The sequence below is a fragment of the Tsuneonella deserti genome, from assembly GCF_014644315.1.
Lineage (GTDB): Bacteria > Pseudomonadota > Alphaproteobacteria > Sphingomonadales > Sphingomonadaceae > Tsuneonella > Tsuneonella deserti.
This window is the reverse complement of record NZ_BMKL01000001.1, coordinates 2,187,691-2,210,162: the sequence shown is the minus strand read 5'-3', so window position 1 is coordinate 2,210,162 and position 22,472 is coordinate 2,187,691. Positions and strand designations below refer to the sequence as shown.

At 63.6% G+C, this 22,472-nt stretch carries 21 protein-coding genes and 1 pseudogene; 7 read left to right on the top strand and 15 right to left on the bottom strand.

Annotated features, from left to right (window positions below; all coding sequences use genetic code 11):
- Window positions 1-80 precede the first annotated feature (80 nt).
- Both IEW58_RS14205 and IEW58_RS13970 read right to left on the bottom strand, forming a co-directional pair.
- A pseudogene (locus IEW58_RS14205) lies at window positions 81-2,075 on the bottom strand (acyltransferase family protein).
- 359 nt (window positions 2,076-2,434) lie between these two features.
- Window positions 2,435-2,563 (bottom strand): hypothetical protein, encoded by a 129-nt coding sequence (locus IEW58_RS13970; protein WP_268237112.1) that lies wholly within the window; start codon window positions 2,561-2,563, stop codon window positions 2,435-2,437.
- 957 nt (window positions 2,564-3,520) lie between these two features.
- Here IEW58_RS13970 and IEW58_RS10890 point away from each other — a divergent pair.
- Window positions 3,521-3,742 carry a hypothetical protein gene (locus IEW58_RS10890; protein ID WP_188645140.1) on the top strand — a complete coding sequence of 74 codons (222 nt, stop codon included), beginning with the start codon at window positions 3,521-3,523 and terminating at the stop codon, window positions 3,740-3,742.
- A 38-nt stretch (window positions 3,743-3,780) separates the two neighbouring features.
- On the opposite strand, the gene IEW58_RS14100 is transcribed toward IEW58_RS10890, so the two are convergent.
- From IEW58_RS14100 to IEW58_RS10880, 3 genes are all read right to left on the bottom strand, one after another.
- Window positions 3,781-4,044, bottom strand: a complete 264-nt coding sequence (locus IEW58_RS14100) for an HGGxSTG domain-containing protein (RefSeq protein ID WP_373284754.1) — start codon at window positions 4,042-4,044, stop codon at window positions 3,781-3,783.
- A gap of 1 nt (window position 4,045) precedes the next feature.
- Window positions 4,046-4,618, bottom strand: a complete 573-nt coding sequence (locus IEW58_RS10885) for a hypothetical protein (protein WP_188645139.1) — start codon at window positions 4,616-4,618, stop codon at window positions 4,046-4,048.
- 266 nt (window positions 4,619-4,884) lie between these two features.
- Window positions 4,885-6,153, bottom strand: coding sequence for an acetyl-CoA C-acetyltransferase (locus IEW58_RS10880; protein WP_188645138.1), 1,269 nt, complete (start codon window positions 6,151-6,153; stop codon window positions 4,885-4,887).
- Window positions 6,154-6,253: 100 nt separating this feature from the next.
- Here IEW58_RS10880 and IEW58_RS10875 point away from each other — a divergent pair, with 100 nt between their 5' ends.
- The 3 genes from IEW58_RS10875 to IEW58_RS10865 are packed head-to-tail and all read left to right on the top strand — an operon-like array spanning window position 6,254 to window position 8,620.
- Window positions 6,254-7,015, top strand: coding sequence for a crotonase/enoyl-CoA hydratase family protein (locus tag IEW58_RS10875; RefSeq protein WP_188645137.1), 762 nt, complete (start codon window positions 6,254-6,256; stop codon window positions 7,013-7,015).
- 1 nt (window position 7,016) lies between these two features.
- Window positions 7,017-8,165, top strand: a complete 1,149-nt coding sequence (locus IEW58_RS10870; protein ID WP_188645136.1) for a CaiB/BaiF CoA transferase family protein — start codon at window positions 7,017-7,019, stop codon at window positions 8,163-8,165.
- A 53-nt stretch (window positions 8,166-8,218) separates the two neighbouring features.
- Window positions 8,219-8,620 carry a response regulator gene (locus IEW58_RS10865; protein WP_188645135.1) on the top strand — a complete coding sequence of 134 codons (402 nt, stop codon included), beginning with the start codon at window positions 8,219-8,221 and terminating at the stop codon, window positions 8,618-8,620.
- Here IEW58_RS10865 and IEW58_RS10860 read toward each other — a convergent pair.
- On the bottom strand, window positions 8,600-9,637 hold the full coding sequence (locus IEW58_RS10860) for a PAS domain-containing protein (protein ID WP_229658550.1): 1,038 nt from the start codon (window positions 9,635-9,637) through the stop codon (window positions 8,600-8,602). The two genes, IEW58_RS10865 and IEW58_RS10860, sit on opposite strands and share 21 nt — an antisense overlap.
- A gap of 113 nt (window positions 9,638-9,750) precedes the next feature.
- A complete protein-coding gene (locus IEW58_RS10855; RefSeq protein WP_188645134.1) occupies window positions 9,751-10,641 on the bottom strand; it encodes an alpha/beta fold hydrolase in 891 nt (296 codons plus the stop codon).
- Between the two features lie 93 nt (window positions 10,642-10,734).
- Between IEW58_RS10855 and IEW58_RS10850 the strand changes: the two genes are divergently transcribed.
- Window positions 10,735-11,898: an acyl-CoA dehydrogenase family protein gene (locus IEW58_RS10850; RefSeq protein ID WP_188645133.1), complete on the top strand. Its 1,164-nt coding sequence runs from the start codon at window positions 10,735-10,737 to the stop codon at window positions 11,896-11,898.
- Between the two features lie 66 nt (window positions 11,899-11,964).
- Here IEW58_RS10850 and IEW58_RS10845 read toward each other — a convergent pair whose 3' ends face one another.
- The gene (locus IEW58_RS10845; protein ID WP_188645132.1) at window positions 11,965-12,711 is read right to left on the bottom strand and encodes an SDR family NAD(P)-dependent oxidoreductase; all 747 of its coding nucleotides are present in this window, start codon (window positions 12,709-12,711) and stop codon (window positions 11,965-11,967) included.
- Between the two features lie 58 nt (window positions 12,712-12,769).
- Here IEW58_RS10845 and IEW58_RS10840 point away from each other — a divergent pair, with 58 nt between their 5' ends.
- Window positions 12,770-13,561: an SDR family oxidoreductase gene (locus IEW58_RS10840; RefSeq protein WP_188645131.1), complete on the top strand. Its 792-nt coding sequence runs from the start codon at window positions 12,770-12,772 to the stop codon at window positions 13,559-13,561.
- A 4-nt stretch (window positions 13,562-13,565) separates the two neighbouring features.
- Here IEW58_RS10840 and ligD read toward each other — a convergent pair whose 3' ends face one another.
- Genes ligD through ku form a run of 3 tightly spaced genes read right to left on the bottom strand, consistent with a single transcriptional unit; the run spans window position 13,566 to window position 17,466 of the window.
- Window positions 13,566-16,127 carry a DNA ligase D gene (ligD, locus tag IEW58_RS10835; RefSeq protein WP_188645130.1) on the bottom strand — a complete coding sequence of 854 codons (2,562 nt, stop codon included), beginning with the start codon at window positions 16,125-16,127 and terminating at the stop codon, window positions 13,566-13,568.
- Window positions 16,124-16,594, bottom strand: a complete 471-nt coding sequence (locus IEW58_RS10830; RefSeq protein WP_188645129.1) for an MgtC/SapB family protein — start codon at window positions 16,592-16,594, stop codon at window positions 16,124-16,126. The genes ligD and IEW58_RS10830 overlap by 4 nt, the downstream gene beginning before the upstream one ends.
- Window positions 16,594-17,466, bottom strand: a complete 873-nt coding sequence (gene ku / locus IEW58_RS10825) for a non-homologous end joining protein Ku (protein ID WP_188645128.1) — start codon at window positions 17,464-17,466, stop codon at window positions 16,594-16,596. Before ku ends, IEW58_RS10830 begins: the two co-directional genes overlap by 1 nt.
- Window positions 17,467-17,553: 87 nt before the next feature.
- On the opposite strand from ku, the gene IEW58_RS10820 reads away from it, so the two are divergent.
- The gene (locus tag IEW58_RS10820; protein WP_188645127.1) at window positions 17,554-17,994 is read left to right on the top strand and encodes a DUF2721 domain-containing protein; all 441 of its coding nucleotides are present in this window, start codon (window positions 17,554-17,556) and stop codon (window positions 17,992-17,994) included.
- A 21-nt stretch (window positions 17,995-18,015) separates the two neighbouring features.
- On the opposite strand, the gene IEW58_RS10815 is transcribed toward IEW58_RS10820, so the two are convergent.
- The 4 genes from IEW58_RS10815 to IEW58_RS10800 all read right to left on the bottom strand — a co-directional run bounded on the left by IEW58_RS10815 (window position 18,016) and on the right by IEW58_RS10800 (window position 22,422).
- Window positions 18,016-18,321, bottom strand: coding sequence for a polyhydroxyalkanoic acid system family protein (locus tag IEW58_RS10815; RefSeq protein ID WP_188645126.1), 306 nt, complete (start codon window positions 18,319-18,321; stop codon window positions 18,016-18,018).
- Window positions 18,321-19,091 (bottom strand): hypothetical protein, encoded by a 771-nt coding sequence (locus IEW58_RS10810; protein WP_188645125.1) that lies wholly within the window; start codon window positions 19,089-19,091, stop codon window positions 18,321-18,323. The genes IEW58_RS10815 and IEW58_RS10810 overlap by 1 nt, the downstream gene beginning before the upstream one ends.
- A 10-nt stretch (window positions 19,092-19,101) precedes the next feature.
- On the bottom strand, window positions 19,102-20,304 hold the full coding sequence (locus tag IEW58_RS10805) for a toxic anion resistance protein (protein ID WP_188645124.1): 1,203 nt from the start codon (window positions 20,302-20,304) through the stop codon (window positions 19,102-19,104).
- A gap of 378 nt (window positions 20,305-20,682) precedes the next feature.
- Window positions 20,683-22,422, bottom strand: a complete 1,740-nt coding sequence (locus IEW58_RS10800; RefSeq protein WP_188645123.1) for a fatty acyl-AMP ligase — start codon at window positions 22,420-22,422, stop codon at window positions 20,683-20,685.
- Window positions 22,423-22,472: the final 50 nt, after the last annotated feature.

The following is a 22,472-nucleotide window of genomic DNA, read 5'->3' as shown; positions in this document are numbered from 1 at the left end:
CGCAGACGGCTTCTACGGCTGACTGTTGCTTTGGTCTTCGGGAGCGTCCGTTTTCAAAGACTGGTGGTACCGAATGGCCTTCAACGCTGCCTCTGATGCATGACGGGCATAATCCGCTCGACCAGCCAGTGCGCGCCGAAGGCGCTAAGGTGATCGTCATCGCGGTAAAGCAGCTTCCCTCCAAGTTCGGTCATGCAGACATCTGCGCACATCTGGTCTCGCACGCTTAACACCTGGACACCGTACCGCGCGCTCACGTTTCGGAATATCGGGGTGATTTTCGAGTTTCGCTGGTCGTAAGTTTCTCGGCTGGTCCGGCGCTGAATGAAGTGTTCCCCACTCTGTCCCAGGAGTTCCGAGCGCGCTATCAATTTGGGAAAATTGGTTCCCTGTTCAGGGATGCTGGTGAGGATAACCACCTGATGCCCCCGCGAACGTAAGTGAGACGCCAAGCGGGTAAGGGATTCGCTTACCAGTATTGCGTTGCTCTCATTTGCATGCGGTCGCTGGCCGGACCTTGCCAGGACGGCCGCTTCCCCTGCTTCACCCGCCGCGCGGGCCGACTGGGTCGCGAGTGCCCACCGCGCGACGAGAACTACCGTCGCTGATGGATATTCTCGGTCTATCAGACGCAACACGTCCGCGTTGTGACCGTCGCAATTGTGCCTTTTTCCTAGGTCTACGCGCCACAACCCCGGCAGGGGAGGACAAGCAGACTTTGCGAAGGCAACGGCCGATTCTCCGGATTCGGACAGCGCATTGTCGAATGCCGACAGCATCGCTCCCGCGTGTGAATCACCCCAAATCACGTAGCTGACCGGTTCGCTTGCCGATCCCAATTTGCACGGAAGTTCGCCGATACCTCGGGACATGCACTTCCGTTCCAGAGCGCCGCGATCAGAGGCTTCGCGAAGCACAGCGTTCATTTCGGCCGGGATCCGTCCCGATGCACCGTCGCTCAGCATCACAGCGCCAGAGACAAGTATCAAGCTTCCGGTCGCCGTTGCTGCTGCAAGGAAGACGCGACGCCGGGCCGCGGGTGAGTCATTGCGGGCTCTTCGGAACGGCCTTTCGACAAAACGCCAACTCAACCAACCAAGCAGGACTGACAGGGCCATGCACAACAGGGCCGTGTTCATGTCGATGGTGGGGCTGCCCCCAATCAGTCGCGCCGCCGCCAATACAGGCCAATGCCAAAGATAGAGCGAGTATGAGATAAGGCCGAACCACACGAGCACAGGGTTGCTGAGAACCTTGCCAGCGGTCGTTACCTGTAGCTGGCCCGACCAGATGATCGCAGCCGCGCCCAGACATGGTGGGACGGCCGCCAGTCCGGGAAATGGCGTCGTTTCGTCAATCATGCCAACGCTGACGAAAATGAGCACAAGTCCCCCGAGAGAAGCCGCGTTGCCGAATGTTGCGCCTTTCGCGGCGGGCACTGCGCCCAGGGCGATGAGCGCCCCTAACCCCAGTTCCCAAGCCCGGGTCGGCAACAGGTAGAAATTCGCCGTCGGGTGGGAGTAGGTGACGGCAATCGAGAGCGCCAGTGACGCCACCGAGATGACACCAATCATCCAGGTCCACAGCGTTTTGCGTCTTGCCATAACTAGCATAAGGAGCGGAAAAAATAAGTAGAACTGCTCTTCTACAGCTAGCGACCAAGTATGCAGGAGCGGAGCGCCAACTACGCCATCACCGAAGTAATCTCCAACGGCGCGATAAAACTAAATTTTCGAGGAAAATAGCAAGGCCGAGACTGCGGACTTCGCGAAGGCTACAAATTCGGTTGGCAGCAGAATGAGCCAACCTCCGGCGAAGCACACTGCAATCATCGTGAGCAGCGCGGGCATGATCCGTCGAATCCGACGGTCGTAGAAGTTCAGGATCGAGAAATTTCCGTTGTTGATCTCTCGGGCAACGATTCCGGTTATCAGAAACCCTGAGATTACAAAAAATATGTCGACTCCGACGAAACCTCCCGGTGCAAATGGCAATCCAGCGTGATTGAACACTACCGGCAGGATTGCGAGGCTGCGCAAACCATCGATGTCTGTGCGATGTGCGGCCTTGCCCATCAGAGCGACTTAGTGCTCGACGCAGCATCGTGGCAATAGGTTGAGGTCAGGGCGCCCCCGCGCGAGCAATCGCAAGCCACGACGTCCTTCTGGGGACCTACAGGGAAGTCATAAGCGCGGCGCCAAACGATTGGATAGGCGATTGTGCAGTTTACAAACCCACCCGAAAGGGCCATAGCTAAGGACGCGCTCTCGCTCGTGACAACCCTGTTGGTGATCGGATTGTTCTTCGGCCTCTGTACCGTCGCTTTTCTGGCACTGCTGTATGTCGGTACGCGAGACAGCGAGGGGATAGGTGAGGGGCCCCCACAATGGGGAGAACAGCGGGCCAACTCACCAACGGTAGGTGAACAAAGAGGCTACAGCAGCCCTATCACGAAGCGCAGCGTGTAGTATCCGCCAGAGGCCATCACGCGCGATACAGCCTCACGGAAACGGTCGGCCTCAGCCGCGGCACAGTCGCCCACTTCCTGCGGAGTGTCGATCATAGTCTCGATGTCGTCATGGCGGTGAGAGCGACTTCGGATTGAACAGCCCGATCGCCTCGTGCTCGGGCCCAGGCAGCAGTTCCAGTGCCGCCGACTTCGCACAAGTGGTGGTTGGCGATGATGAAGGCACTTGTGCGCTGGCTTTAGTGACCCAGGCAGTTCGTTGGTATCTCGCCGCTACGAAGCTTGGCGGCGGCGAGCAACCGGGCCGTGGCCGGCGAAGGCCTCGCCCTGCCGATTGACCATGACTGGTTGGTCCAGCTGTGGTCCCGAATGGAGCGCGGCAAGCGCCTTTAAGACTTGGATCACAGCGACCTTGCGGTCTTCCGCGACCTCTACTCGTCTTGAGCTATGTGGCAGAACAACGACATTCATCCATCCACCAGCCGTCCCCGCGACAAGACGTCGCTGCAACAATGTCGCAACGAATATCGCGCACTGGGTGGTGCCCCTGTTTTCTCATCTTGAAAAGCAACAGGGACACCACTGAGCGATTGGCGGATCCGTCGCAGTCCAAAAGGCCGTGGCATCAGTATCTATGCCGTCTTGGCTCTCACATCCAATGCTCTTAGCAGGCAGCGATTCAACAAACTCTTCCTCGACACGAACCGCTAAAGGGGTGTCTCGGCGAGATTCTACCCATGCAGTTCAAAAGCCGGCATGTTCATGCCACCGTCGCCTATGGCCAGCGTGAGGGGGTGTTACGCAAGAGCAATTTCGGCCGGTTGGGCCAATGCAACGTCCACCCTCTATCGAGTTGGACGCCTATCGCACGGTTGGCCCATCTGATGCTGAATCTCTCACATCGCGTCGTATGGCCAAACGACGCGCCCCATCCAGGCAAAGCAATCCCCAAGTCAGCCTGAATGGGAGGCTGCACGTGTAAGATACTGGAAGAAAAGGGTTTACATGTTGCCGGAGAGGGGGGGTAGATCACTTGACCGAAGGAGAACGCAGATGAGCCGCATTCCTATTGGTAAGCAGGCTATTTTCGTTGGTTACGAGGACCTTTTTGACGGCAATCTGAAGCCGGGCGAAAGGGTTGTTGTGTATGATGTGGATGGTGAAGATGCCTGTCGGGTCCATCCTGTTCGAAACCGCAGGGCGGACGCTACCGTGACCGAATGCGTTTACTATAGCGAGTTGCAGCCCCTCCCTCCCATCATAGCTGTCGGGTAAATATTCGGCCGCCTCTTGGATATACGACAAGCAGGCGATCAGTTTAGCATGTTCAGTGCCTCGCGGCACTGTCGAACATGCGACCTCACCTTCAATCGATGTTCACGCTCCTCTCGAGTGTGAAGTCCGTGTTTGAGAGCGTTTTGGTTCAGGAGGGGTGCGCCAGATCCATGCGCGCCTCCATGCATTCTGCATCTCGATCTTCCGGCGACCGCAGGAGATTTGCACACGCTTCCGCGCCTTGTTTTCGCGCTACAGCGTGGTGCTTCGTGCGTTGCGGCATAGTTCCGATGCGATATCATATCATGACTTCCCAGTAGATCCACCCAACGCATCGGTTTCGGAAGGCTGCTTGGACCTCCGCTCTGCATCATCTATACTGAGGTGTCCGACAATTGCTTGCCACCCAGCAGAAACATGCACGTGCTCGACTCTAACTTGCTGTTTTCCGCGCCCACGGTGTCTGTCGAGTGCTGCAAGTTGCCGCATATACAAATTACTGAGGCGTTCAACATTGAGCATATGTGATTTGAACGCCAATGGGTTATTTGTGCTGGCGACGGAACGCCGATGGCAATCCAAATAAAGCTCGTGGATATTCACCAATTGGATGGCCAACATGCTTGCTGTCGGGTTAGTTGCTTCGATATTTGCAAGTCGGTCCAGCGCCGACAAAAAGCGCGCCTGCATACCTTCTTCGGGGTATCCATCCGTAAAGGCGACAGCGGGCGCGATTTCAATTTGCCGCTCAAGGCGGACCTGTTCGGCAATTTCTTCAGGAAGCTGCGAAATCCCCGACCAATTGTCGCGTGGACGAACTGCTCGCCGAGGGGCGGTGGGCTTGATATTCGATTGTAGATAGGTTGGGTCAGGCATGCCAGCCCAACTGGTATCTCAGCGATCGATGACAGGACCTTGTCGCAAGTTTGAAAACTGGATTCGGCTCGATTAGCTGCAGACTTCACTTTGCATAGGGTTGATTTTTAGAGTCGGCCCCCGCCCCCCCGGGGGAAACGCCAAGCCCGTGGGTGAAGGTGTGACGGCTGATTTGATTGAGTTGTCACCGCACATGTGGCGCAGCTGCATTTAACAAAGGGCCGGGCAGCGGCTGCCCGGCCCTACCTTGCTATTGGCGGCTGGGATTAATCCACGAAGTCCTCGACCCGCTCGATGATGATTGCCGGGGCCATGCCGCCCGCGGCGCACATGGTGACGAGGCCGTAGCGCCCACCGGTGCGCTCCAGTTCATCGAGCGCGGTGCCGATCAGGATCGAGCCGGTGGCGCCGATCGGATGGCCCAGCGCGATCGCCCCGCCGTTGGGGTTCACCTTCTCCACCGGCAGGTCGAGGTCGCGGATGAACTTGGCGGCGACGACAGCGAACGCCTCGTTGATTTCCCACACGTCGATGTCGTCCTTGGTCAGGCCGGCCTTTTCGAGCACCTTCTTGGCCGCGGGGACGGGCGCGTTGAGCATCAGCGTCGGGTCATCGCCCATGTTGGCGGTGGCGACGATGCGCGCGCGCGGCTTCATGCCGTGGCTCTTGGCGTAGTCCTTGCTGGCGAGCAGCACCGCGGCAGCGCCGTCGACCACGCCCGAGCTGTTGCCCGCGTGATGGAAGTGCTTGATCTCGAGATCGGGATATTTCTGCTTGATCAGGCCGCTGAAGGTCGTCCCCTGTTCGTCGAGCGGGGCATCGGCGATCTTGGCGAAGCTGGGCTGAAGTTCGGCGAGCCCTTCGGCGGTGGTCTGCGGACGGGGGAATTCCTCGTGATCGAGCACCACCTTGCCGGTCTCGTCGGTCACCGGTACGACGGACTTGTCGAAGCGGCCTTCCTTGATCGCCCGGTCGGCGTTCTGCTGGCTGCGCAGCGCGAGGTCGTCGAGCTCCTCGCGGGTGAAGCCCTCGATCGTCGCGATCGCATCACCGCACACGCCCTGGTGGCTCTGCGGATGGACTTTCTGCAGCCGCGCGTTACCCGCGCCCATGCCGAGCGGGCGGATGCCGGCCTGCATTTCTTCCTGCGCCGAGCTGGAGGTGTAGCTCATCATCTCGGTGCCGCCGGCGACGACGAGGTCGGCCATGCCGCTCATCACTTGCGCCGCCGCGAGGTTCACCGAAGTGATGCCGCCGCCGCAGAAACGGTCGAGCGTCATGCCGGACGAGGTGATGTCGTAGCCCGCGTCGAGCGCGGCCATGCGCCCCAGGTCGCCGCCCTGCTTGCCCTTCTGCGTGCTCGTGGACCAGATCACGTCATCGACGTCCTTGGTGTCGAGGTGGTTGCGCGCGGCAACCGCCTTGAGGACGGTAGCGGCGAGGTGCTGCGGGTGCATGTGCGCCAGCGCGCCCTTGTCGACCTTGCCCACGCCCCGGGGAGTGCGCACGGCATCGATGATGTAGGCTTCGGCCATTCTCGGTAATCCTCTCATTATGGGAATCAGGTTGACGCAAGCGTAAACCTTGGGGACAAGCCGCACAAGACAAGTTGCAAAGCGAAATGGGAGAGTGGGCGTGAGCGAGGAACTGCTGACCGAAGTCCGTGACGGGGTGCTGATCGTCACCATCAACCGGCCCGAAGCAAAGAACGCGATGAACAAGGCCGCTGCCGAAGGCATTGCCGCGGCGATGGACCGGCTCGATTCCGATGACAGCCTCCGGGTGGCGATCCTGACCGGCGCGGGCGGCACGTTCTGTTCGGGAATGGACCTCAAGGGATTCCTGCGCGGCGAACGGCCGTTCGTGGAGGGTCGGGGGTTCGGCGGGATTACCGAAAAAGGCCCGGTCAAGCCGTTGATCGCCGCGGTCGAGGGTTATGCGCTCGCCGGCGGGATGGAGCTGATGATCTCGTGCGACCTCGTCGTCGCCAATTCGAAGGCCAAGTTCGGCATCCCGGAAGCCAAGCGCGGCCTCGCCGCCGCAGCAGGCGGGTTGGTCAAGCTGCCGGCGATGATCCCGCCCAAGATCGCGATGGAGCTGGCGCTGACCGGCGACTTCATCGACGCCCAGCGCGCCTATGACCTGGGGCTGATCAACCGGGTGACCGACGGTCCGGCGCTCGACGCCGCGCTCGAGCTTGCCAAGGCGATCACCGCCAATGGCCCTGTCGCTGTGCGGGTGTCGAAGCAGGTGATCAACGAATCGCCGGGCTGGAGCCACGAGGAGCGCTGGCAGAAGCAGGGCGAGCTGATGCCGCAGGTGTTCATGAGCGAGGACGCGCGCGAAGGCGCTGCCGCCTTTGCCGAAAAGCGCGCTCCCAACTGGAAGGGCAAGTAACATGGCAGGTCCGCTCGCAGGCATCCGCATCGTCGAATTCGCCGGCATCGGTCCGGGGCCATTCTGCGGCATGATGCTGGCCGACCACGGCGCGGAGGTGATCCGCATCGATCGCGCGAGCGGCTCGCGCGGCGGCTCGCAGCCGGTCACCAGCAAGGATGTGCTCGCGCGTGGGCGCAAGTCGATCGCGCTCGACCTCAAGAGCGCCGAGGGCGTCGCGCTGGCCCGCAAGCTGGCGGCCAGCGCCGATGGCATCATCGAAGGCTTCCGCCCTGGCGTGATGGAGCGCTTGGGGCTGGGGCCCGAGGAGTTGCTCAAGGACAATCCCAAGCTCGTCTATGGCCGGATGACCGGCTGGGGTCAGACGGGTCCCTACGCGCCCTACGCCGGGCACGACATCAACTACATCGCGCTCGCCGGGGCGCTGGCGCACTTCGGGCGCGCCGGCGGCAAGCCGACTCCGCCGATCAACATGGTCGGCGATTTCGGCGGCGGCGGGATGATGCTCGCCTTCGGGATGGTCTCCGCGCTGCTGAGCGTTGCGCGGGGCGGCGAGGGCCAGGTGATCGACGCGGCGATGACCGACGGCACCGCCGTGCTGATGGCGATGATCCACGGCATGACCAGCATGGGCGTCTGGTCGGAGGAACTGGGCGTCAACATGCTCGATACCGGCGCGCATTTCTACGACACCTACGAAACGGCGGACGGCAAGTTTGTCTCCATCGGTTCGATCGAGCCGCAGTTCTACGCCGAGCTGCGCAAGCGCGCGGGGCTCGAGAGCGATGCCGATTTCGATGCCCAGCATGACCGCAAGCAGTGGCCCGCGCTGAAGGACAAGCTGACGGCCCTGTTCAAGAGCAAGACCCGCGCGGAGTGGGACGCCCTGATGGAGCACTCGGACGTCTGCTACGCGCCCGTGCTGACGATCAGCGAGGCGACGCATCACCCGCATAACATGGCGCGCGGCACGTTCGTCGAGGTCGGCAGCGCGCTCCAGCCTGCACCGGCCCCGCGCTACTCCGCCACCCGCACCGCCGTTCCCGCGCCCGCGCCTCTACCCGGCGACGACACCGACGATATCCTCGAAGGGCTGGGGATGGACGAGGACGAGATCGAAAGACTCCGCGTGGCCGGAACAATTGCCTGACCGCCATCGTTGTCTCACTGGAACGTAAGCCCCCTGCATAAATTGGAACCGGCATGTCCGCCTCCATCCTCATCGTCGAAGACGAATTCCTGGTGGCTCTCGAGATGGAGGGAATCCTGGAAGAAAACGGCTACCGCGTGCTCGGCATCGCTGCCGACCTCGAAGGCGCGTTGGCTTACGCGGAGCAGTCCATCGACCTTGCGCTGGTCGATCTCAACCTGCGGGACGGCCTGACCGGCCCGCAGATCGGCGAGCAACTTGCCAACGAATATAACGCGGCCGTGCTGTTCGTGACCGCGAACCCCCGCCTGCTGGGCGACGGGATATCGGGCACGATCGGGGTTTTGACCAAGCCAACCGACGAGGAAACGCTCCTCGCGGCCACCCGGTTCGCGCTTCGCCGGCGCGAGGACGCCGACGCCGAAGCGCCCCCGTCAATTCGCTGTTTCGGGTAATTTCTCGCGGCTGAGCCGGTCGGCCGCCACTTCCATCTCTACCCGCAGGCCCTCCGGCGCCCAGGTCCGCGCCAGCCGGCCGCCAAGCTGGTGGGTTATGCTGATGTCGGACAGGCGCGTTCCGAAACCCAGTTGAGCGGGTTCGCCGCTCAGCGGTGGCCCACCGGCTTCCTGCCAGGTGATCGTGACCTGACCCCCGTTCACCACCGTATGGAGGTCGACCCGGCCATCCGGCACCGAGAGTGCCCCGTACTTCGCCGAATTGGTCGCCAGTTCGTGGATCACGAGCCCGATCGGGGTTGCTCCGCGGTCGTCGACCGCCAGATCGGTCCCGGTGATGACCATTCTTCCCTCGTCGAGAGCCGGGTAGGGCGCCAGAATCTGCTCGAACAGGCTGGTGAGGGTCTGCGGCCCCGGATGAGGGGCGCTTTCCTCGCTATGGGGCCGCACATAGTTGTGAGCCCGACCAAGCGCCGCGATGCGCGCCTGGAGCGCGGCGGCCAGCGGCTTGGTCGCCGGGAACTGGCGGGCGGTCAGGCCGATCAGGCCGTTGACCACCGCGAAGATGTTCTTGATCCGGTGGCTCAGTTCGCGGCTCAGGATCTCGTTCTGCTCTGCCGTCCGCTTGTGTTCGTCGATGTCCGTGCAGGTGCCGACCCAGCGAACTATCTCGCCGTCCTGGTCACGGACCGGAAGCGCACGGCCCAGGGTCCAGCGGTATGTGCCCGAATGATGGCGCAGGCGGTACTCGATCTCGTACGGCTCGCCGCTGGCAAGGCTGCTTCGCCACAGCGCCCATGCCCGGTCCTGGTCGTCGGGATGGAACATGCCGTTCCAGCCTTCGCCATCGGTCGAGCCGTCGGGCACCCCGGTGAAGGCGTACCACTGGGCGTTGTAGTAATCGTGCGACCCGTCGGGCAACGTGGACCAGATCATCTGCGGCATCGCGTCCGCAAGCTGGCGGAAGGTGATCTGGCCGGCCGCGAAGCCCGCGGTATCGGCGATGGGGTCTTCCAAGCAGTCTCTCCGCAGCAGCCAGGGGCGCCAAGTGGCGTGCCGACGCCAAATTGCAACCTTTTATCAAGTTCCCTGTTCGCCCAAGGTTCCACGCCCTCGGCTTGCGGAGATGATCAGGCGATGAATTCCCGTACCTCGGCGATGAAATCGTCGAACCGGTCGTGGTGGACCCAGTGGCCTGCGCGCTCGTATTCGCTGACCTTCACGTTCGGCCCGAAGTACTGCAGCCGCCCGTCCTTCTCGGGATTGCTGGCCCACGAATCGGCGCCGTAGATCATCAGCGTCGGGCAGGTGATCGCTCCCCACAGCGCGTGCTGGCCCTTGGTGGGCACATCCTCGGGCGGCCATGCGTGAAGGTGGGGATCGAACTTCCACGAGAACGTCCCGTCCTCGTTGCGCATTACCGCGTGCAAGGTCAGGTGACGGGCCTGTTCCTCCGAAAGGTAGCTGTTCGCCTCGCGCATGCGCTGGAGGCAGTCCTCGAACGTCGCGTACTTGCGCACCGATCGCGCGCTGGCCTCGCGCTTCTTGTCGATCCACTTGGTCCACTGCTCGCCAAAGGGGCGCTGGCGGCGTTCCTCGACCATCTTCGGGCTGGGCCCCAGGCCCTCAATCGCAACGAGCCGCCGCACATTATCGGGATAGAGTCCGGTATATCGGGTGGCGATATTGCCGCCCAGCGAGTGCGCGACGATCGTCACCGGCGCGAGGCCGAGCTGGTGGACGAGCTGGGCGAGATCATAGACGTAGCCCATCGTCGTGTAGAAGCCGTTGTTGTTCCACTCGCTGTCGCCGTGCCCGCGCAGGTCGGGGCAGATCACGTGCCAGTCTCCGCGCAGCGCTTCGGCGGTCCAGTCCCAGTTGCGGCAGTGATCGCGCCCGCCGTGAAGCAGGATCAGCGGCGGCGCGTCCGGATTGCCCCAATCGGCGTAGTGCAGCTTGGTCCGCTGGGAGATGTAGCTTTGGGATGTGGGGCCGCTCCCCAGTCCGTTCTCGGCGATCATGCCTGCCCTTTACGTAAGCGTGAATTTCAGTTGCGGATCGCTACCCGCCTGATACGTTCGCCTCCAACCACATAAAGGCCGAGAGGACCAGCCATGCCCGTTATCGACGTTCCCGATCCCGAGTTCATGCAGGACGAGGAAATTGCCATGTTCCGCGATGCGGTCGGCAAGTTCTACGAACAGCACGCGCCGGCCAAGCGGGTCGAAAAATGGCGCGAGGACGGGCAGGTCGAAGCCGAGTTCTGGCGCGAGGCCGGGGCGGCGGGCCTGCTCGGCATGACGGTGCCGGTTGAATACGGCGGCCATGGCGGCGATTTCCGCCACGACCTTGTCGTGCTCGACCAGCAGGCGGAAAAGGGCGTCGACGGCTTTGCCGCATCGCTGCACAACGTGATCATCCTGCCCTACATCGTCCGCCACGGGACCGAGGAGCAGAAGAAGAAGTGGCTGCCCAGGCTCGTTTCGGGCGAGCTCATCAGCGCGATCGCGATGACCGAGCCCGGCGCGGGCTCGGACCTCCAGAGCATCACTACCACGGCGATCAAGGACGGCAACGGCTACCGCCTTAACGGCGCGAAGACCTTCATCTCGTCGGGCCAGCTTGCCAACCTCATCATCGTCGTCGCCAAGACCGATCCCAAGGAAGGCGCCAAGGGCATCAGCCTGATGGTGCTCGAGACCGAAGGCGCGGAAGGGTTCCGGCGGGGCAAGAAGCTCGACAAGATCGGCCAGGACGCCGCCGATACTTCCGAGCTGTTCTTCGACGACGTCTACCTGCCGTCCGACAGCGTGCTCGGCGGGGTCGAGGGGCGCGGGTTCTACCAGCTGATGGGCGAACTGCCGCAGGAACGCCTGGTGATCGCGATCGGCGCGATGACCACGATCGAAAAGGCGCTCGACACCACGGTCGAATACGTCAAGCAGCGCAAGGCGTTCGGGAAGACCATCTGGGATTTCCAGAACACCCAGTTCGTGCTCGCCGACCTCAAGGCCAAGGCGACCGCCGCCAAGGTCTTCGTCAACGATTGCATCGCCAAGGTCCTGAAGGGCGAGCTCGACGTCACCACCGCCTCGATCGCCAAGTACTGGTGCACCGAGCTGCAGGGCGAAGTGGTCGACAAGTGCCTCCAGTTCCACGGCGGCTGGGGCTACATCAACGAATACGCGATCGCGAAGATGTTCCGCGATAGCCGCATCACCCGCATCTTCGGCGGCTCGAACGAGATCATGAAGATGCTGATCGCCCGTTCGATGTGATCTGCGCGTGTTCGGGCGGTGTTCGCTCGGGTGTTTCGGCGCCCGATCGAGCGCTTCATTGACGCCTTACCGCGGCCCGCCGTCCACCTGCACCAGCGCGCCGGTGGTGTAGCTCGACGCCGGGCTCGCGAGCATCAGTGCGGCGGTGACGATCTCCGCCGGCTCTCCCGGACGCCCCATGGCGACCGGCTGCTCGCGCCGTGCCTCCTCGGTCCAGGCCTGCGCGATATCGGTCAGAAAAGGACCGGGAATCAATGCGTTGACCCGAACCCTGGGCGCGTACTCGGCGGCCAGGCTGACGGTCATCGCGTTCACCGCGGCCTTCGCTCCGGCATAAGGCACCACGCCGGGAATCGCCCTGATCGAGGCGGTGCTGCTGACGTTGACGATTGCCCCGCCATCGCCCTGCGCCATCCGGTGCGCGACCTGCGCGGCAAGGCGGAAAGGGCCCTTGAAATTGAGGTTGAGCACGCTGTCGAACAGCGCCTCCGACACCTCGTGGCTGGGCATGGCAGGTCCCATGCCGGCGTTGTTGATCAGGATGTCCACTCGTCCGAATTCGGCGTAGGAAGCCTCGACCAGCGCATCGACTTCGGCCCAGCGCCCGCAGTGTGCGGCATGGGCAAGCGCGCGGCGCCCCATCAAGCGCACTTCCGAGGCGACGATTTCGCACGCGTCCAGCTTGCGGCTGGCAATGATCACGTCGGCCCCGCGCTCGGCGAGCGCGATCGCCATCTCGCGCCCGAGCCCGCGGCTGCCGCCGGTGACGAGGGCAACCTTGCCGGTAAAATCGAACAGCGGATCGGGCGTCATTGCATCCTCCTTTCCTCACGCTACGCTCCCTCAGGGCGCGCGCAAGGGAGAGATGGCGATGACGACTTTTCGCGACGGGTTGCTGGCAGGCAAAGTGGCGTTCGTCGCCGGTGGGACAAGTGGGATCAACCTCGGGATCGCTAAGCGGTTTGCGCAGCTCGGTGCCAGTGTCGCCGTATGCGGCCGCGATCCCGAGAAGGCGCAGCGCGCGGCCGAAGCGATCGGCGGACGCGCGCTGGGTCTGTCGGCTGACGTCCGGGATTTCGGCGCCATCCGGGGGGCGCTGGAGACCGCGGTGGACCGCTTCGGCAAGCTCGACATCGTGGTCGCCGGAGCGGCGGGCAACTTCCTCGCCCCCGCACTCGGCATGTCGGCAAACGCGTTCAAGACCGTGGTGGACATCGACCTGCTCGGGACTTTCAACACGCTGCGCGCGTGCCACGATCTGCTCAAGCTTCCCGGCGCCTCGCTGATCGCCATTACGGCCGGGCAGGCGGACCAGGCGATGGCGCTGCAGATCCACGCCTGCGCGGCCAAGGCCGGGGTCAACCAGGTGGTCCGCACCCTGGCCATCGAATGGGGGCCGGACGTGCGGGTGAACGGGATCTCGCCGGGCCCCATCGCAGGTACCGAGGGGATGGACCGCCTGGCCCCGATGGCCGGCATGCGCGAAGCGAGCGAAAGCCGAATTCCGATGAAGCGCTGGGGCGAAATCGAAGAGATCGCAGAAGCAGCCGTTTTTCTCTGCTCGCCCGCAGCGGCCTACATCACCGGCACGATTCTCGATGTCGACGGTGGCAGCTCGGTCGGGGACGCCGGACGGATGGACATGGCAAAAGGGATCGGCTGAACCTTCAGAGGTTCGGCAGAGACTGCTCCGCGAAGCCCCATCCGGCGAGAGCCTTGCTTTTCGCCCGTTCCAGCAGCTTGGCCGAATCGCGGATCGAGAACTCGTGCGCCGAAGGGAAGCCGTCCAGTTCGTCCCATGACACCGGCACCGCCACCGGCGCCCCGGCCCGGGCCCGCGCCGAATACGGCAGCACCGCTGTCGCCCCGCGCTGATTGCGCAGGTAATCGATGAATATCTTACCGACCCGCTTGGCCTTGCTCATGTTGGCGACGAAGCGGTCGGGCTCGGCCATGCTCATCGCCTCGGCGAAGCGCTTGGCGAAGTCCTTGTGCTCGTCCCATGAATGGCCCGGCGTGAGCGGCACCACGACATGCACACCCTTGCCGCCCGACAGCATGGCGTAACTCGCCAGCCCGAGGTCCTGCAGGTGATCGTGAAAATCCTTCGCGGCGCGTTTCACGTCCTCGAAGTCGAGACCTTCGTCGGGATCGAGGTCGATCACCAGCCGGTCGGGAGCCTCGACATCGCTGGTGCGCGCCCCCCAGCCATGGAACTCGATCGTGCCCATCTGCACGCAGGTCAGCAGCCCGGCAGCGTCCTCGACGTAGAGGTAGTCCTCTGCGTGCCCGTCCTTCTCGGTAATAGGCACATGGTGGACGTGGCTGCCGAACGATCCGCTGTCGTGCTTCTGGAAGAAGCATTTCTTGCCGCGTCCCTGGGGGCAGCGCACCAGGCTTACGGGGCGGTTGGCTGCCCATGGAAGCATCAGCGGCGCGATGGCGGCGTAGTAATCGGCGAGCTCACCCTTCGTCTCGCCGGTTTCGGGGAAGATCACCCGGTCGCGGTTGGAAATCTTCACATCGGCGACGGGATCGTCGGCAGGCGCATCCTGCGGGACTTCGGGCACGACATCGGCCGCATCCTTGTCCCCGCGCAGGCCGAGAAAGCTCCCGTGCCGAATATTGCCGCCACCGCTCTTGCTGGTCGGCCCGGTGAATTCGGCGAAGGCTACCTCTGCCACCAGTTCAGGCTCAACCCAGGTGACGCCGCGGCGCGAAGCGCGGTCGACTTCCGCCGGAGCATCCTCCCGCTCGATCTTCGCGAACCGCTCGGCCAGGTCGTGCAGGGTGTCCGTTTTGAAGCCGGTGCCGACGTTGCCCTTGTAAACCAGCTTGCGGCCCTCGTTCTGCGCCAGCAAGATGGAGGAGAACGGTCGCCCCTTGGCGGATGACTTCTTCCATCCGATGATCACGAATTCCTGCCGCCGGGTGCATTTGACCTTGACCCAGCTCTTCGTCCGCGTGCTCCTGTACGGCGCGTCGATCGCCTTGGAGATGATCCCTTCCTGTCCGGCGTCGCACATCGCCTTGAACAGCTTTTCACCCGCGCCGATGACATGATCGGTTACATGGATCGGCGGCTGCGCGACCTTGAGCAGAGCTTCGAGCCGCTCCTTGCGCTCGATGTTGCTAAGTCCGGTCAGGTCCTCGCCATTGGCTTCCAGCAGGTCGAAAGCATGGAACGAGAGTGCGTCGGTCTTTTTCTGCGAACCGTGCCCGCGCTTCAGCACCGCCTGCAGCGAGGAGAAGTCCGGGTTGCCGTTTGCATCGTAGGCGACGATTTCGCCATCGATCAGGCACGGCGGCAGGTCTAGCGCGGCGAATGCTTCGACGAGGGGCGCGAACTTGTCGCTCCAGTCCTTCCCGCTGCGAGTGTAGACCCGCACGTCGCTGCCCGCGGCGGCGACCAGCGCGCGATAGCCATCGAACTTGATCTCGTGCATCCAGCGATTGCCCGCCGGGACGCTGTCGACCAGCGTGGCGAGCTGCGGCTCGCGGAATTTCGGTGGCTTGCCGGTCTTTGCCTTCGTCTTCGGTTTGGTCTTCGCCTTGCCTGCGTTGTGCTTCGCCGCCTTGGCCATTTCCTTCACGAAGGCATCGCCATTCTTGCCCTTGAGCGAGTGCGATCCTTCGACGTCGGCCTCGATCTCCGCCATGCTGCGCCCGGTCAGCACGCTGGTCAGGCCATGCTCGACCAGGGGATCGCCTTCCGCCGCATATTCGTCGTCGATCTTGCGCAGGAGCCAGTTCTCGCGCTTCTCGCCCGGCCGGGGCTTGAGCCGGATCAGCAGCCACTCGCCGTTCATGCGCTCGCCCTTGAGGCAGAAATGGAGATGGCCCTTGTCGATGTCCTTCCAGCTCTTGCCTTCGACCGGCTCCCACGTGCCGCGATCCCACAGCATCACCGTGCCCCCGCCGTACTCGCCCTTGGGGATGGTCCCTTCGAACTCGGCATAGGAAAGCGGGTGGTCCTCGGTTCGCACCGCCAGCCGCTTGATGTCCGGATCGGGCGAGGGGCCCTTGGTAACGGCCCATGACTTGAGCACTCCGTCCGCTTCGATGCGGAAGTCCCAATGCAGGCGCGTGGCATCATGCTTCTGCACGATGAAGCGATTGCCGCCTTCGCTGTTGGCGCGCTTGCCGGCAGGCTCGGCGGTCTTCTTGAAGTCGCGCTTGCGGTTGTATTCCTTGAGAGGGTCTGCCTTCCTGGCGGTGCGAGTAGTCATGGGGTGGCGTCCTCGTCAGGGAAGAAGCGTCTTTCGGCGGCGCGCAGGACAGTAAGCATCACGAACGAGATGGCCGATGCGATCGCGACCAGCGGCCACTGCGCGGAACCACAGGCGATCCCGATCACTCCCGCGAGCCACAGGTTGGCGGCGGTGGTGAGGTTCTTGACGTGGCCCTTGCTGAACACGATCAGCCCCGCGCCGATGAAGCCGATGAAGGCGCCCGTCGCCTCGTAGATGCGCAGCGGATCCATTCGCTGGCCATCCATCTGGTGAAACAGCGAGATGAGCGAGACGGTCATCGCGGCAGAGGAAAAGCAGATAAGGCCGTGGGTGCGCATCCCCGCCGCCAGCCCGCGCAATTCTCTATCGAGACCCAGCAGCAGCCCCAGCAGCGCCGCGATCCCAAGGCGAGCGACTAGGTCAAGATCCATCCAGTGCATCAGGACTGGCGGATTGAGCTCCATCAGGCGCGTTTCCTCGCCTTGGGCGCGCTCTCCTTCTTCGAAGGCGTTTTCTTGGACGCGGTCTTTTTCGCGGGCGCGGGCTTGTCTCCACCGACCGATTTCTTGAGCGCGGCCATCAGGTCGATGACATTCGAGCCGCGTGGAGTGTCCGGCTCCTCGACGTCCTCGAGCACTTTCTTACCCTTCGCCTTGGCCTTTTTCTCGACCAGCTTCTTGAGCGCATCGACATACCGGTCGTGGAACTCGCCCGCATCGAACGGAGCGGTCTTCTGGTCGATCAGCGATCCGGCCAGCTCGAGCATCTCCTTGGCGGGTTTGGTCGCCGGGATATCCTTGAAGTAGGTTTGTGCCTTGCGGACCTCGTCCTCGTAGCGGAGGGTCTCCATCACGATTCCCTTGCCGCACGGCTTCAGGCTGACGAGCTGCTCGCGCCCGCGCACCGAGAGCTGGCCGAGGGCGATCTTTTTCCTCGCCTTCAACGCTTCGCGCAGGACGACGAACGCTTCCTCGGCCAGTTCGTCCTGCGGCACCACGTAATAAGGCTTTTCGAAGTAGAACACGTCGATCTCGTTGGTGTCGACGAACTGGACCAGCTCGAGCGTGCGCTTGCTTTCGATCTTGACCGCTTCGATCTCGTCATCGTCGAGCAGGACGTAGTTGCCCTTCGAAATTTCGTAGCCCTTGACGATCTCGTCCCGGTCCACCGGTCCGATGCCCCGGACCACCTTCTCGTAGTTGATCCGCTTGCCGGTCGGTTCGTGGATCTGGTGGAAGCTGATCGCGGCCCCGCTCTTGGTGGCGGCATACACCTCGACCGGTATCGAAACGAGAGCGAGCCTGATCTGACCCGTCCAGTAGGCGCGTGCGGCCATGGTCTTCCCCTTTGCTTCGGGGGAGTCAGCGATTCATTGGCGGATTCGGTTCCAATCGCCCCGTCAGGCGCTATTTCACCCAGGGTCATGATAGCACAAACGATCCAGCTCGCGCTCGCACCGGTGTTCGTCCTCGTCGCAATGGGCAACATCATGAACCTGCTGTCCACCCGCCTCGGGCGCATCGTCGATCGCAGCCGGGCCTTGCAGCGCGAGCATGGCGAGACGGTGGGGGAGGAGCATGACCTGGTGGTGCGCGAAATGCGGCTGGTCGACCGGCGTATCCGGCTGATCATTCGCGCGATCCTGTTGCTCGTCATCAGCGGCATCGCCGTCGGCATCACGGTGACGCTTCTGTTCATCGAGGAACTGGCTGGCGCAAACTTGCAGCGGGTCGTCGCAGGCACCTTTATCGTCGCGGTCGGCCTGCTGATCTGGGCTCTGGTCCTGTTCCTGCAGGAAACCCGCATCGCCTCGGCAGCCCTACGGATCCCGGTCGAATTCCTCGAGCACGGGCGGCACGTCTAGACCTTCCGGGCGATGCGAAAGTCAGTCCTTGGGCGGGGCGAGCAGCTTTTGACCGCCCTTCTGGATCGCCCCTGCGACCATCGGCTCGATGAAGGACAGCGCGGGCGGAAGGGGCACCTCGAACACCAGCTGGCCAGGCTCCAGATCGACGTGCGCGTGGAGGTTCTGGCCCATTGCCATGATGTCCATCGTCATCCGGTCCTCGTTCGGCCAGGCCGTGCGCACATTGCCGCCCCCCGGGATGCTGTCGCCGATCTCGTGGCTCTTGCTCCGCAGGCGCTCGCGCACGGTGTCGTTGTCGAGGGTGTGCGGAATGGCGACGCGCATCAGGCGGGATCCTTGATCGAAGGGGAGGGCAGGGCGATGTCCTCGCCATATTTGTAATCGAGGTAGCGCGTCTTGACGGCCAGGTCGTCTAGGCTGCCTTCGGCAAGCTGACGGGTCACGCGGCCAAGCTCGTCGCTGATCTTGCCCAGGCCGCCGGCGAGCTGATCGTCGGGGGTCGCGCCGGCGCGCTCCTCGCTGCGCAAGTGGGTGGGGATGCGGCGATAGCTGTCGACCATCTCGGGCAGGGTCTCGCCAACCAGCGTGCGGATTTCCCGGGCAGCCGGGTGATTCTGGTCGATGCCTTCGAGCTGCAGGCCGAGCGCATCGAGCTGAACGCCGATCTTTCCGACCATGTCAGCCGCCGGCGCGGGCAGGGCAGGGCGCTGTGCCTCCAGCCAAAGCTCGGTCCGCCCCACGAGCTGCCGCGCATCGGTCGCCCGCGTGAGGTCGGCGCGCTGCGGCACCTTGAGCTTGGGGTAGTTGCCGAGCACCGCCACGGCGACGATGCTCGCGACTATCAGCGCCATGACGCCCATGAAGCCGATGCCGCTGACGATCCAGCCGAACACCCCCGCGGCGACCCAGATGGCGAACAGCGCGATGACGATGTTGCGCAGCTTCACCGCCCAGTGACGGGTCTTGAGCTTGCGGGATTCGCGCCCGATCGATTGCGCAGCGACGCGGCGGTGCCGCCCGCCCGCGCGGTTGTCGTCGCGAAGGCGGCGCGCTTCGCTCAGAACGCGGTCGCTGTCGCGGGTCAGGTCGGCCACGCAGCGTCCCTCAGCTTTCCAGGCTCAGGAGCTTCGATTCGGTCACCTGCGTCGATGCGCGCGCCTGGCCTTCGGCCCGGGCGATATAGCCCTTCGACTTTTCGACCTCGCCGGAGAGCGTGTTCACCGTCTGCTTCATGGAATCGAGCGCGCGCAGCTTGAACGCGTCCACCTCGTCCATCGTGTCGTAGATGTTCTGGAACGCCCGCTGCAGCGTCTCGAGCGGAATGGTGCTGGCGGCGGCCTGCTCGTGGATCTTGCCGGTCTGCTCGCGCAGCAACTTGCTGGTGCTGTCGATGATGCCCGCGGTGGTCGAGTTGAGCGCGGTGATCTGATTGAGCACCAGGCGCTGATTGGTCATCGCCTCGGCCACCGTCACAGCCGTGCGCAATGCCCCCACGGTGGTGGTGCTCGCCCGATCGACGCCCTTCACCAGTTCGACGTTGTTCTTCTTGACGAGGTCGAGACTGAGATAGCCCTGCACGCTGACCGCCATCTGGGTCAGCAGGTCCTGCGTCCGCTGGCGGACGTAGAACAGGGCTGTCTCACGGATCGCCCTGGCCTTCGCAGGATCGGTTGCGTCGAGTTCGGCGGCCTTGTCTTCCAGCTTCTCGTCGAGCGTCTTCGAGATGTGGATCATCTGCTCGAGGTTGCCCATCGCCTCCCACAGCTTCTGGCGTTCGACGTCGATCGCCGCGTTGTCCATCAGCAGTTCGTCCTTGCCGCTGGCAAGGTTCCCGAGGATCGACTGGATGTGTGTCTGCGCGCTTTGATAGCTGCGGAAATAGTTTGTCAGCTTGTTTCCGAAAGGGATGATGCCCAGGATCTTGCGCGGTCCGCTCTTGGCGCCGCGGCGGCCCGGATCGAGATCCTCGACCACGCGGCGCAGCTCGGCGAGGTTGGCGCCGACGCCTTCGTCCTTGTCCATCGCGCGCACCGGCCGGTCGAGGAAGCGGTTGGACATGCCCGCGGCCGCCATGATCTCCTTGCGGCCCATGTTGGTAATCTGGTCCACCTTGCGGCCGAACTCGGGCGAGTTGGCGTCCTGCGCCACCAGGTCCGCCACGAAGGCGTCGGCCTTCTCCTCAAGCTTCGATTTCTTCTCGTCGCCGATCGGCACGAGGCCGGCGGCCTTGTCCGCGCTGACCACCGGCACGGGGTCAGGGGGGGTAAGCTCCAGCTCGGTCGCGGTCTTGGTCTGCGTTTCGGCCATGTTACCTCTCAGGACGCTGTGTTATAATGATAAGACAGTCGGCGCACGTTTCAAGCCCGTCTAGCAGGCCGGGCGGTCGGTGCACACGATTTGCCATCGCCGGAGGAGGGAGGGCCGAGCAATTTTCCTACACGGCTGCCGCTTGGTAGAAGTTCTTTCCGGCTCCTTCCCATCGTCAGCCCCTCCATGCTCCTGGCACGGCCGCGCGGAATCTGTCCGCCTCGAGATGGAAGCCGAAAGGTGACAAGTGCGACACGATTCTCGGCCATAACCATCTAATTAAAGACGAGTTTCGGAGAAAACGGAATTTCGCCAAATACCCCGGTCAGTGGTCCACGCGTGCGCGGGAACTCCCTGTTGGGATACTGCTCGCGCCCGTCAGGCGGCCTCAAGCAGCTTGATCGGCTCGATCTCGCCCGAGAGGTAGAGCCGCTTGGCTTTCGCACGGCTGAGCTTGCCCGAGCTCGTGCGCGGCAATGTGCGCGGTGGGACCAGCTCGACCACGCAGTTCATCCCCGTGATGGAGCGCACCTTGTCGCGGATCTGGTCGTGCAGGCGGACCCGTTCTTCGGGGTCGGACACTCGGCAATGGACCAGCACCGCGGGCACTTCCTCGCCGTTGTCGGCCTCGACCGAGAACGCCGCGATGTCGCCGTGGTTGAAGCCGGGGAGCTGCTCCACCGCCCACTCGATGTCCTGCGGCCAGTGGTTCTTGCCGTTGATGATGATCATGTCCTTCGCCCGGCCGACGATGAACAGGTAGCCGTCGCCGAGGTAGCCCATGTCGCCGGTGTCGAGCCAGCCATCGACCAGGCAGTCGTTGGTCGCTTCCTCGTTGCGGAAGTACGAGTGCATCACGCTCGTCCCGCGGCACCAGACCTTGCCGATCTGGTGGTCGCCCTTGATCTCGCCGTGCTCGCCCCGGATCTCGACGTCGATGCCCGGCAGCGGCTTGCCGCAATTGACGATCGCGCGGTAGCGCGCGGGGCGTGACAGGTCGCGCGGGGTGCCCGACAGGCGCTCCTCCTCGACCAGCTCGACCCGGATGCCTTCGCCAGGAGGCATCACGGTGACCGCAAGGGTCGCCTCGGCGAGGCCGTAGCTCGGCGTGAACGCGCTGGCGCGGAATCCGGCCTCGGCAAACGCGTTGACGAAGTTCTGCATGACGTCGGGCCGGATCATGTCGGCGCCATTGCCCGCGGTGCGCCAGCGCGACAGGTCGAAGCGCTCCGAGACATGGCTCTGCGAGGAGATCCGCCGCGCGCAGATGTCGTATCCGAACGTCGGCGAGTAGCTCAGCGTCTGGCCCGCATTCCGGCTGATCAGGTCGAGCCAGGCAAGCGGACGGCGGGCGAAATGCTCGGTCTTGAGGTAGTCGCAGCTCACCTGGTTGGCGATCGGCGACAGCAGGCAGCCGACAAGGCCCATGTCGTGGTACCACGGCAGCCAGCTCACCACCCTGTCGTTGGTGCCGAGGTCGACCCCGGTAGCGTGCCCGTACAGGTTGTGCAGCAGCGCCCGGTGAGTCACCGCGACGCCCGTCGGGAAGCGGGTGGAGCCAGAGGAATACTGGAGATAGCAGATATCGTCCGGCTGCGCTTCGGGAAGCTCGCATTCCGGCGCTCCGGTGGCGGCGAAATCCTCCCAGCTCATGCCCTTGCAGCCCTGCCTCGCCGCCGCTGCGAGAGCCATTTCGGAAATCTCGGCCGGGTAGAGCAGGATGATCGGATCCGCACTTTCAAGCTGGACGACGAGCTGGTCGATGTAGCTATCGCGCCCGCCGAAAGTCGTCGGCAGCGGCAGCGGGACCGGCCATGCGCCGGCGTAGATGCAGCCGCAGAACAGAGCGGCGAATTCGGGACTCGTCTCGGCGACGAGGGCTACCCGGTCGCTCTTGCCGATGCCCGCGGCGACCAGGCGGCGCGCCATCGCAAGGCCATCCTCCCGCATCTCAGCAAAGGAATATGCGCGCTCTAGATCGCCGCGCATGTCGTGGAAGTTGAGCCCCTTCTCGCTGCGCGCGGCATAGTCGATCGCCTCGGCGAAGGTCGCGAAGTCGGCCCGCCGACGCGGCAGCGAGCAGTCGTTCGGAGTCGGCGTCAATTGCAGTTCGGTCATGTGTGGAGCGAAACCCGTCCTCTGCGCGCCTCTGTCAGGCGCTTGTTGCG